Origin of the sequence: Gemmobacter nanjingensis, assembly GCF_014652195.1 — a bacterium.
In the GTDB taxonomy this organism is placed as follows: Bacteria; Pseudomonadota; Alphaproteobacteria; order Rhodobacterales; family Rhodobacteraceae; genus Gemmobacter; species Gemmobacter caeni.
In genome coordinates, this window is record NZ_BMYI01000017.1 from 1 (window position 1) to 11180 (window position 11180).

General features: G+C 64.6%; 11 protein-coding genes and 1 tRNA gene. 3 read left to right on the plus strand and 9 right to left on the minus strand.

All coding sequences use genetic code 11. The annotated features are described in order from the left end of the window. Positions 1–25 precede the first annotated feature (25 nt). The 3 genes from IE126_RS20160 (at position 26) to IE126_RS20170 (ending at position 3526) form a co-directional block, all read left to right on the plus strand. A tRNA-Met gene (locus IE126_RS20160) sits at positions 26–102 on the plus strand. A 351-nt stretch (positions 103–453) separates the two neighbouring features. Beyond that, a complete protein-coding gene (locus IE126_RS20165) occupies positions 454–1761 on the plus strand; it encodes an SIR2 family protein (protein ID WP_189381965.1) in 1308 nt (435 codons plus the stop codon). After that, positions 1748–3526, plus strand: coding sequence for an ATP-binding protein (locus tag IE126_RS20170; protein WP_189381966.1), 1779 nt, complete (start codon positions 1748–1750; stop codon positions 3524–3526). The genes IE126_RS20165 and IE126_RS20170 overlap by 14 nt, the downstream gene beginning before the upstream one ends. Before the next feature lie 190 nt (positions 3527–3716). Here IE126_RS20170 and IE126_RS20175 read toward each other — a convergent pair whose 3' ends face one another. The 9 genes from IE126_RS20175 to IE126_RS20215 form a co-directional block, all read right to left on the minus strand. Further along, the gene (locus IE126_RS20175; protein WP_407646067.1) at positions 3717–3962 is read right to left on the minus strand and encodes a hypothetical protein; all 246 of its coding nucleotides are present in this window, start codon (positions 3960–3962) and stop codon (positions 3717–3719) included. Beyond that, positions 3959–4633 carry a YcbK family protein gene (locus IE126_RS20180; RefSeq protein WP_189381967.1) on the minus strand — a complete coding sequence of 225 codons (675 nt, stop codon included), beginning with the start codon at positions 4631–4633 and terminating at the stop codon, positions 3959–3961. The genes IE126_RS20175 and IE126_RS20180 overlap by 4 nt, the downstream gene beginning before the upstream one ends. Before the next feature lie 82 nt (positions 4634–4715). After that, positions 4716–5006 (minus strand): DUF6127 family protein, encoded by a 291-nt coding sequence (locus tag IE126_RS20185; RefSeq protein WP_137113226.1) that lies wholly within the window; start codon positions 5004–5006, stop codon positions 4716–4718. Further along, the gene (locus IE126_RS20190) at positions 5003–6001 is read right to left on the minus strand and encodes an FscB (RefSeq protein WP_189381968.1); all 999 of its coding nucleotides are present in this window, start codon (positions 5999–6001) and stop codon (positions 5003–5005) included. Before IE126_RS20190 ends, IE126_RS20185 begins: the two co-directional genes overlap by 4 nt. Continuing rightward, entirely contained in the window at positions 5998–6864 is an 867-nt protein-coding gene (locus IE126_RS20195; protein WP_189381969.1) for an SPRY domain-containing protein, read from the minus strand. Before IE126_RS20195 ends, IE126_RS20190 begins: the two co-directional genes overlap by 4 nt. Further along, entirely contained in the window at positions 6861–7523 is a 663-nt protein-coding gene (locus tag IE126_RS20200; protein ID WP_189381970.1) for a DUF2793 domain-containing protein, read from the minus strand. The genes IE126_RS20195 and IE126_RS20200 overlap by 4 nt, the downstream gene beginning before the upstream one ends. Before the next feature lie 48 nt (positions 7524–7571). After that, a complete protein-coding gene (locus IE126_RS20205) occupies positions 7572–10706 on the minus strand; it encodes a phage tail protein (protein WP_189381971.1) in 3135 nt (1044 codons plus the stop codon). After that, positions 10696–10926, minus strand: a complete 231-nt coding sequence (locus tag IE126_RS20210) for a hypothetical protein (RefSeq protein ID WP_189381972.1) — start codon at positions 10924–10926, stop codon at positions 10696–10698. The genes IE126_RS20205 and IE126_RS20210 overlap by 11 nt, the downstream gene beginning before the upstream one ends. Next, entirely contained in the window at positions 10923–11171 is a 249-nt protein-coding gene (locus IE126_RS20215) for a hypothetical protein (protein WP_101923142.1), read from the minus strand. The genes IE126_RS20210 and IE126_RS20215 overlap by 4 nt, the downstream gene beginning before the upstream one ends. Between the last annotated feature and the right edge of the window lie 9 nt (positions 11172–11180).

Consider the following 11180-nt stretch of genomic DNA (forward strand, 5'->3'; position numbering starts at 1 on the left):
ATCAACGATACAAAAAACACCCGGACGCGGGGTGGAGCAGCCCGGTAGCTCGTCAGGCTCATAACCTGAAGGCCGCAGGTTCAAATCCTGCCCCCGCAACCAAAAAATCCAGTCTTATCAAAGACATGCGCAGCGCCCCACGGGGCGCTTTTTGCATTCGCGCGTTTACATCAACGCCACATCAACACCACCACAGAAAAACCGCAACAGCACGCACAAGAGGGCAGTGGCATGCAGCGGCGGGTATTGCTAGCAACGTCGCCCTGCGTGCTGCGCCCTCATTCTGGCTGCCGGGTCACGTCGGGACACAGCAAACAGGCTCAATCCGGTTGTAAAGGCGCGGATTCGACGGCAACTTGTGGATGAAGCCATATGTCCCGCGCACCCTTTTGGGGCGCCCGTGCCAACAGAACTGCCCAGAATTAGGATGTGAAGTTTTCCGCAGGAGTGCCCTTGAGTTACTGGATCGATCAGCCCCCATCCGCGAGCAACCTACGCTTGTTCCAGTCCGAAGGGACATGGCTGGCATGGGATGATCGCGACGAAGATGGAAAAACCCGCCGCGGAGCAAAAGGACAAGTCGAAGAACGACTTCTTTCGGCCCTGAATGCAACGAACCTGATGGCCCTACTGGGTTCGGGCGCATCATTTGCAGCGAAAAATGCGGATGGTAACCAAGCTCCTGGCATGGGTGATCTCTGGGACGATGCTCGACAGAAGGTCGGGGAAGAAGACTTCGACAAGGTTGTAGCCGGGGTCTGGGGTGCGACCGGCAAGAAGGACATCGAGTCGCTTCTCAGTCTGTGCAAGATGACGGTTGAGCTGCAAGCTGCCCGCGGAGCAGGCGCTGGCCAGGATGCTGCTGGCGGCGCGCATCTTGACCTGCCATCCTTTGTTCTGAAAGCCGAACGGGCGATCTTGGATCGCGTCGACTTTGTCTCGGAGAAGACGGACCTCATTTCTCACAAGGAGTTCCTGCGCCGCCTCGCCCGCCGAAGCGCTGAAAAGGCGCGTGTGAAACTTTTCACTACGAATTACGACCGCTGCATTGAGGAAGCAGCCGTCGCCCGGAACTTGGCTCTGATCGACGGCTTTTCCCACTCTGCGGTCCAGCGGTTCAACCGCGATCACTTTCAGCAGGACATCGTGCGTCGATCTGCCAGCGGCACGCGCGCGGACTATGTTGATGGGGTTTTCCACCTCTACAAGCTGCACGGGTCGATGGACTGGCGGCGGCGCAAGTCCGATGGTGTGGTGATCCGCCGCCTTGGCCACGACGGGAACCATGAGCCAGTGCTGATCTACCCGCGCTCTTCGAAGTATCAGGAGGCCTTTGCGCCGCCCTACCTCGACATGTTCGCGGCTTGGCAGGCGGCACTGCGAGAACCCGACACGACATTGATCGTCAGTGGTTTCGGATTTGCCGACGATCACATCAGCGCACCGATCTGGTCTGCGCTTGAGTCAAACCTCTCGATCCGCCTGGTGCTTTGCGATCCCTGCTTCGTGCCAGTTGCCCAGTTGGATGACACAGGACTGATTGGTGAAGCCCATGTCATTGAACAGACGAGCGACCAGCTCAAAGACTACCAAACTCGTATTCTTCGGCTTGTCAGGGAGGGAGACAGCCGGATCACGGTCCTGAACGGCCGCTTCAGTGATCTGGCCCTCGCGTTGCCTGAGATCATTGGGGAGACCGACCGGCAACGGCTGGAGGCTCGACTTGAGCGTATCCGAGGGCAGGACCATGGCGACGGATGACCGCTCGGCGCTGATCGACGGGGAAAAGCGCCTTGGTACTGTGACCAAAGTTAGCGCGTCCGGGATCGAACTGAACCTGCCACAAGCCCTCGCTGCGGCCGGTCGGCGAGGCATTGCGCGTGGGACGGTGGGCGACTTCGTCTTCATCGACTGCGACCAGGCAGTCATACTCGGACGCGTCGTCGAGGTTCATATTCCCGACCGCAACCGTCCCGCCCTTGAAAGACAGATCGAACGCGAGCCCAGCGTGGAGCCGGTTGGCAGGGTTCAACTGCTTGCCACGATCCGCAAGACGACGCAGACCGTTGTCAGAGGGGTGCTCGTTTCACCGAGGGTTGGTGATGGTGTTTTCGAGGCCAATGGCCCTGCACTGTCAAGCTCGATCCAGGCCGCTCTCTTTGGTGGCGTCGATGTGCAAGATGGCGCACAGCCGATCGCCGTGTCCCTCGGTCGAATATCTGGCATCGACGACGCCGAAATCGCGTTACCGCCGGAAAAGCTGTTCGGCCGCCACTGTGGCATTTTCGGTGCTACCGGCGGTGGGAAAAGCTGGACGCTTGCAAAGCTCGTTTCCGAAGTCGCTCGCCTAGGTGGAAAGGCCATCGTCTTTGATCCGACAGGTGAGTTCTCGGGCAAGCTCCCCGGCGCGGTCGAGTACGTCTTCACGCGGGCCGAAGATGGCCAGACGCTGGTCAGGTTTCCTTCGGACAGGATGACCGAGTTGTCGCTCTTTGCGCTCCTGCGCCCCACGGGTCAAAGCCAAGGACCGACCATGCGCGAGGCGATTAGGAGCTTGAGGGTGGCGCGCGCGCTGGCGACCGACCAGCAAATACAGGCACAAGACATCGCTCAGGGCAGGCAATACTTCGATCAATCATTCGGGACAGTCTGGGTCGAACAGGCGGGCACGATTCGCAAGACCGGCCAGAAGATCGCCGAATTCAATCGGGCTGCAGATCGCTATGCCACAGCAATCGCGAGCGAAAGCTGCAACTTTGATATCCATCGGTTGACCGATCAGATCGCGAATGAGTGCATCTGGCCGGATGATCGCAACGACCGGTCCAAGTTCGGCGGGCCGAACGACTCTACCTTGGGATACTGCAACACGCTGATCGTGCGCATGCGCGGAATGCTGGCGTCCGCAGAGCTGCGATGTCTGTTCGGGAACGAGGGCGAAGATATCTGCACCCTCCTCGATGGCTTCCTGAACAACCCGCAGCAACGGGTATGCCTGATCTCGTTCAAGAACGTTAGTTTCAACCACAACGCCCGCGAACTGCTTCTGAATACAATCGGTGAGTATCTCCTCGGCCTCGCCCGTGCCGACCGTTTCCGGGCGCAGCCCGTCATCTGCTTCCTCGATGAGGCACATCAGTTCATGGGTCGTTCGGTCGGGGACGAGTTCAACAGCGTCTCGCTCGACGCATTCGGCCTGATTGCCAAGGAGGGCCGGAAGTACGGGCTGACGACTGTTCTCGCCACACAGCGTCCTCGCGACGTTCCGCAGGACGTGCTGAGTCAGCTTGGGACGTTGTTCGTCCATCGGCTTACGAATGAGCGCGACCGCGAGACAATCGAGCGGGCCTGCGGTGATCTGGACAGGTCCGCCGCAGCATTTATCCCGTCGTTGAGCCAAGGCGAGGCAATTGTCTTGGGGCCGGATCTTCCCGCTCCCCTGCCGATCCAAATTACAGCGCCTGATAAGACATCTCAGCCAACCTCTCGCGGCCCAGATTACCAGCGCGCTTGGCGGCAACTCTGATCAGGTTCGCCGTGCTCGCTTCGTACGCCTCGGAGTTCATCTGCACGCCCGCGCCTGATCGCGTAACACCGCGTAATCGCCGAGCATCCGCACGATGACGGCCCCTTCCGGTAGCCCCTCGACCTCATCGGCGGCCCGAACCTGCTCAGCGCTGGTGTAATCAACCACCGGCGGGCAGGGCGCGCGGGTATCAGAACCTGCCGCCGCGCAGCCGGTCAGCCAGAGCATCGCGATCACGAGGACGGCGGGCGGCAGCTTCGAGCATCTGGCGCCGGATGGCATCGCTTCTCTCTCTGGCATCAAGCCGTTCGGCAGCGCGCCCGGCGCGTTCGCCCGCGCGGCGCAGGTTCAGCAGAAACAGCAGGATCGCTGCGGCGGTGAGGATCAGGCCCAGCACCTTGCGCGCCGGGCCGTGGGTGAGGAGCCAGCCGATCACCGCTGGCCGCGCTTCCAGTCGTCGAGCCGCGCGTGGATCGTGACGGCAATACCGATCAGGGCGATGGCAATAAGCACCCAGCGCAGCGTGTCGAGATAGGGTACCAGCGGCTGGATGGTGGACTGGGTTTCCGCAAGGACGTCCTGCAGCACCTCCACCCCGGCTGCGCCGACAGTGGCGGCACCCGCGGCCCCGCCACCACGCAGCGTGCGGCTTTCCGACAGGACTTCGCGCGCGGGCGGCAGTTCCGGCGCGAAGGGCACGGGCCGTGCCGGAAAGGGATCGCCCCAGCAGCGGGCAGGCCCGAGGTCGATGTGCATGAACCCGGAGCGCGGGTAATAGCCGAACCCGAGGAACCCGACCGCCCTCGCGGCCGCCTCGAACGCTGCAGGATCGTGGTTTGACATGGCGATGTCAAAGGCGGTCGCCTGCATGTGCTTCGAGGCCGGGGCGCCTCCAACAGCGCGGTTGTGTTCGGGGCTGCGATAGGCTGACCGAACAATCAGCGGCTTGCCCAGCCGGTCGCGAAGGGCCTGCAGCTTGTCCATCGCCTCGGTGTTGATCTTGATCGAACCGGTGCCGCGGCAGGCGATCTCGGCTGGGGAAAAGCTGGGCCAGCGCCACGCCTTCTCGGGAACGTCGCGCCAGGTGGGGAAAGACAGGGTCGGCATGGTGGATCCTCCAGATGAAAAAACCCGCCTTGAGGGCGGGCGAGGTGGTGGTTTTGATGATGAAATCGGCAGCGCCTCCGCGTCAGGGCGCGCTGCCGAAGATCTTCAGCTTGATCGCGATGCCTGCAAGAAGCGCGAGGATCACGCCGGTGGTGATCAGGTGGACCGCGCTCTGCACGGCCGTGCGGCGGACAAAGCGGATGGCATCGAGCAGAGCGCGCAGATCGCGGATGTCGAGGGCGGCTTCTTTGCCGTCGAGCCCGACATCTGCCAGCGCGCGCTTCGCCCCCTCTTCTGCCGCCCTCGCGAGGAGTTCCTCGAACTCGGCATCCGGCATACGGACATGGCCCTCTCCGGAACGGCGCGGGCTCATGCGGATAGGATCCCGACTTCGGCAGGAAGGTTGAGGTTGGTCCAAGCACTGCTGTCGGCCGGGTTCAGTGCCCATGTGGAATAGATCGACCGTGGCATGAGGGACGGCACGGTGACCGGAGCCGCATCATGGTTGACCCCACCTATGCGCAGGAAACCCGCGACCATCTGCGGCCCCACTGTCCCCGCCTGTGCGATCTGCTTCACATGCACGCCCGCGATGGCGGTGACCGCTGCAGGCCCGGTCGGCCCGGTCAGCGAGAAGGATAGCCGCTGCCCGGCCGTGTTGCTGGACACGCGTGTGCCGACATCCTCGTCCTTCAGCGCGTCGATGCTGCCCACCATCTGGCTGAAGGTCGCGATGGCGTTCGGTGTGCGGCGGACAAAGCGGCGCCCGATAGTCGATACCCCGTCCAGCACCGCGAAATGCGCATAGTACCAGGTGCGACTGCTGGCAGAGCCGTGCAGCCCGACATTCGGAAAGACGATCTGGACCGGCTTGCCCTTGCCTTGGGAGTTGGCGGCTGTAGCCGTGCTCTGAAGAACGCCGTCGACATAGAAGTCGATGGTGATGCTGGCCCCCACCGCCACGCGGACGTCGATCCATTGCGGCTGGCCATTCGGCGGGCTGTAGCTCGAGTTGCCCTGAACGACCGTGTCGCCACGGGCGATAGCATGATAGCGGCGGGTGCTGGTGAGAGGCTGGATATGCGCGATCCGGACGAAGTTCGCGTCGTAGAAATCGACGAACCCTGCATTGCCTTCGGTGATGAGGTCGGCTTCCCCGCTCGGCGGAACATACCGAAACCCCAGCCAGAGATCGCCAGAGGGTGCCGCAAATCCGAGGGAAAACGGCATCGCGAAACTGCGCGATCCACTAAAACGGATGCCGTTCACGTCGAGGTTGGCGTCGAACCCGATGGCGGTCGTGTTCAAGAGTCCGGAGATGCCCGAGACGTCGGTCGGCTGGTGGCCGAGATGCAGGATGTAGCTCATGGCAGTTCCACTTCGATGTAGAGGTTGGCTTGGGTCCAGGTGGCCCCGCGGCCCCCACCGTGCTCGATGAAGAACGCGGTATCTGCGGCGGTGAGATGTGCCCCGCCACCCCGGCTGATCCAGAGAGAGGCTCCCGCTACGCTGAGGCCTCGATCCCAGCCGATCTCGAGGAAGGCTGCGGCGTCGAAGATGCGGAGGTCGGGATCGAGGTAACCAAGCGCCGTCACGCCGGGAGGCACGGGGTAGCTGAACTGAGAGGGGAGCGAGCGAAGCGTGCCGCCATCGCCTAGATTGCGCCCTTGGATTTGCGGATAGAAGGCCGAGCTTCCGCCCGCGGTCCAGGTCGCGGCGCCGCTCACCGGATCGTCGCGCCAGACTCCGTTCTTCCCGATCCAGAGGCGGCCGAGGGCCGGATCGAGGACGAACATCAGCACATCATTTGCGCCGAAGGTCGGCAGACCAGTCAGGCTTTGTTGGGCCGTTGTAGTTGCCGAGGACCAGAGCGCCCCTGTGCCACGCCAGCCGATCGAGCCCAGCGTGATGGGGTTGAGGCCTGCATTGAACTCCTCACGCTGCGCAGCCGCGACGACGCCCATGTAGCCGTCGAAGGTTGCGGCACCCGGGGCGCAAAGGACTTCCCAATAGCGCCGCCCGTCTGTCGGCAGGATCGCCTTGGCGGTCGGCAACCAGCGCAGGTAGTTGGTGCCGCCCGAGGTGTTCACGGCGGTCTGATTGCCGTCGGACAGGGTGTAGCCTGAGGGGCGGCGGGTGGTGTCGAGCTGCCAGATCGCGCCGATATCCACCGGGGGCGCAGCATCCCCGCCTTGGGCGAGAATAGCGCCGCGCATCATCAGAAGGCTCATGCGACGGCTCCCGCCAGCGCGCCCTGTATGATCCAGGCATCCGCCCCGCGCTTCACGAGGGCGGCCCCCGCCCATTGGCCGTCGAGTGCGACGGAACCGCCAACGACGCCGTTCAGCGACACTCCTGCGGCTGCAGTCACTGTCGCGACCCCGGCGCCAACCTGTGTCACATTTATCAGCGAACCGATCTCGAAAGGAACGGTCGCGTCGGGGGGAATGGTTACGGTGACAGCCGAGGAGCCGGTGGTCTCAATGATGCTACCCAGATCGACGCCTTCCAGCGTGTGGCTCGTAGCGGTCAGGGTCCGGATGAGCACGATGCTTGGACGTGGCACCTCGACCCACGCCCCAGCGGTGAAACGAACATACTGCGCTTCGTCGGTGATCCAAACCTGCCAGCCCTCCTGCGGGGGCAGATAGACCCAAGCTGCAGCCCCGCCTGGCGACTGATCCCAAAGCGCCAGCGCATTGGGATTGGCCCCGGCCGCGGCGGGAACGATCAGCATCTGGCCCGTGCTGCCGGTGGTGGGTAGCGGCGTGGTGCGGGAGGTTGCGCGCGCCTGCACGAGGGCCGAGAGGCGTCGCAGGTCTTCGCTGAGGCTGGTGCCCCAGTTGCGCTGGCCGGGATCGTAGAAGGCGCGCAGCCCCAATCCCGGCATGATCCGTTCCGGCATGCTCGTCCTCGTTCGTTGTCGTGAATTCCGGGTTCAGGTGCCCCAGAGGAAGCCCCAGCCGCGGTCCCATCCTGCGGCGAAGGGGGCCGTCAGCCGAAACCACCGCGCCTCGCGATCCGTGACCCAGCTGCCCTCGACCAGACGCCGGGAGCGGACGGCCAATTCGATCTCGGCCGTGCGATCCGGGGCGCCGAATTCCGGGATGGCCTCCGGCGCGAGGGTCCAGCTGGCAGCGGTCCCTGCGTCGATGACGACGCCAGGGGGCAGGATGGCCACGCCGCTGTCCGGATCCACCCAGCGCACCTCGATGATGTAGCCGACCTCCGGTTCGGGCCCGATGGAGGCGCCGGTGTGATCGACGATCACAGGGCTAGTTTGGGTCAGCCGGTCACGATGGGCCCAGCTCAATGCGAGACTTCCGGTGACCAGAGCATCGACGTTCGGCGCGTAGCTGCCGTTCCCTTGCACCCGCCCGGGCGGCAGGGGCCGGATGGCGCGGCGGTCCAGCGTCACGGCATCTTCCGGTGCAAGCGCGAAGGCCAGCGTGCCGCGCCCAGTCTCTGGGAGAAGCCGGGCTGCCAGTGTCTCGCCAGCCGCCCAGCTGTCTTCGGTGATCCGTGCAACATCGTCGAAGAAGATCACCGGCGTGCCGGAGGCATGCGAGCGCGGGACCGTGTCGAGACAGCCTCGGCCGACGGTGATGCTCGTCGGCGTGATCCCGTCGACGCGGACCAGTTCTCCATCGATGCTGGCGAGCGTCCCGATCTCGACCTCGCCGATATCACGCCAGCCGGTGACCGGGATCACCCGTGCCTCCGGGCCATCGGTCACATCCGCAGCCAGCAGTGCCGTTGGGGCGAAAGCGACGACGCCCTCCTGCGCGGGGCCGGTGCCGGGGTCAATCCAGAGCTGAGCCGCGAGGGCATCGGCGCTGGGGCGTTCGCCGGTGGCCACGAGCGCGCCTGCGTCCGGATCCTCGGCAAGGCGCCGGTCGGCCTCGCTGTGGCCGAGCTCGCGGACGAGAAGCCAGTACGGGGCTTCCTCGACCAAGCGGCGTGCCAGTGCCCGCGGCGGGGCGGCGACACCCGAGCCCGTGGGCATCCGTCCGCCTGCGATGGCGGTGGCGCCCAGCGCGAAGACATCCTCGGCGATCTTCAGCCGGATTCCATTATCGCGGCCGTCGCCCTGTCCGATCTCCGAAATCCGCATGACGGCATCGTTGAGCCCGCGGCGGGACGACCGCAGCCGGATCACATCGCCGGGGCCGAGATCGGCGCCTTCGCGGTTCACCACGATCTCGCCGGTCAGAAGCGGCGCTGACAGAGCGCGCAGGTCGCGTTCGGCCACGCGCACGGCGAGCCCCTGATAGCGGATGCCCGGATAGTCGAGCGTGGTGGCCAGCACCTCGCCCATGGCCTGGACGCGAGCAGTGTCGGTCACAGAAACCGCTCCGGTATCGTCGGTCCAGGCATCGGTGAATCGCACGGTGACGCTGTTCACCAGATCGGAAGGCGATCGGCGGCCGAGGCGGCCCCAGTCCACGACATTGGTCTCGTCGAAGAGGGGAAGACTGGCGGCCGTGTAATCCGCCCGGATCAGCTTCAGTTCCCAAAGGCCGGTGCGTCGGTCGATGAACAGCGTGGCATCTATATGGTCGAGGACGCTGGCGATGAACTCCTCGATTGAGGAGTCTTGTTGCCAGATCAGCGAGAGGCCAAAGCCCTCGGTGTAGAGTGTATCCGCCGCCCCCGTGAAACTCGCCCCGATCTCGACCGAGGAATATCCCAGGCCCCAATCCCGGTTGGTCAGGCATTCCCGGATGATATGAGCCGGGTTCATGTCCGGGCCGTTGCCGAAGGCGCCGCGCAGGGAGGCGACCAGCGCTTGCGGGTTGCCGGGCGGAATCACTGGCACCCCATCGACGGGGGTGTTGTCGATCTGGGCCGTATAGGACGTGTTCGCGAGCGAGATGTTGAAGCCGAAGATATCGGCAAGCGGCAGGGTGCGGATGAACGCCAGCGCCGTATCGACCGAGGAGACGGGTGCAGGCTCGCCATCGGTCACGAAGATCACGATCCGACGCTTCGATCCGCCTCCCGCAAAGAAGGTGTTTGCCTCCGCGAAGGCCGCGTTGAAACTCGTGCCGCCGTTGGTGAAGTTGGAGAGCCCCAGCATCCAGGCCTCGAGCGCGGCATAGTCGTCCGGACCCATGTTGCGTCGTTCGATGGACCCGGCGACCGTTGCGTTCCAGAGGACGATGCGGATATCGTTCGGCCGGTCAGGATCCACGCCCGCGGCAATCTCGCGGATAAGGGCGGCGACGCCTGCCTTCTGAGCCGACATGCGCGTGCCCGACATGGAGCCCGAAACGTCGAGGGCGATGTAGATCGCCGCATCCGAGATGTTGGCCTCCGGGACGATGGCGGCCTTCTCGGGATACCATTGTGCCGCGCCTGCCTCGCCGGTCAGGACGCGGGTCACGCGCACGGCCCATGGCTTCAGGTACGGGTTGATGCCGAGATAGACCTGCCGCAGCACAAGGCTACAAAGACCGCGATAGGCGGGGACGTCCCCGCCCATGCGCGCGGCGAGGTAATCGTTCGGCCCCTGTGCGGGTCCGCCCATCAGCACATCGACATCGCCGCGGATGCCACCCTCTCGGCTTTCGCCGCCGAAAAGGTCGGGCTTGTCGATCCGGATGCGGCCGCCACCCGCGCCGGTATTGCTGGCGCCGGTCGTGGCCTCGAACACCTCGACCGATTGCGCCGGGAAACTCAGCGCCTCGGGCAGGACTGTCCAGCGTGTGATGTTGGTCGCGGCATCGAATGTGACGGCCTGCAAGGTGATGGTCTGGCTCGACCCGTTGGCAAGTGTGAAGCGGTAATCGCGTCCGATGCGCACGCCCGCGCGGGTGCCGACAAAGCTGATGGCTGCGCCACTGTCGCCCGCCAGTGCTGCGGTGGCTGCCATCCCTCCGACAGTGCCGATGCGCGTCTCGACCGCCGCGCCGCCGCCTCCCGTGGAGCCCCCGCCGGTCGTGACGGACCAGGCGGTGCGGCGGTCGACAAGGATCTCGCGGATGGCGTCGACCGGCCCATGGCAGAGCGCCAGATGGACCCCTAGCGAATAGCGATAGCCGATGGTCTGGGCCTTGCTCCTACCGCCCATTGTCTGCCTCGTCGTTTGCAGCGAGGTTTGTCGCCTCACGCATCTCGGCCTGCAGGATCACCGGTTCCACCAGCGCGTCGCCCGTTGCGCGCAGGGTCTCCGCCTCGATGCCGCCATCGAGAAACGCCTGCCAGTCAAGCCCATGGCGGCGGAACCACGGCCGCACGCCTGCAAGGCAGTAGCGTGCCGCGCGCAGGTCCTGGATCGTCACGCGGGTCACTTCTTGCCGCCTTTCTTCTGGATGGGATCGACCCGCAGGTCCCCGGCCCAGACGACATTTGGGCCGGTGATCAGCACTGTGCCGAAGACAACTGGGATCGGTCGGCCTTCCTCGGCCGTGGGCAGCGTGAAATCGTCGAGCCCCGCAGCCTGGGGCTTCTCGACCTTGGGCCGCGGGCTCAGCGCATAGGAAATCGCCGAAAGCACGAGCCCGAGAACGAGCCGCGCAATGAAGGTCCAGACCATGGATGATGC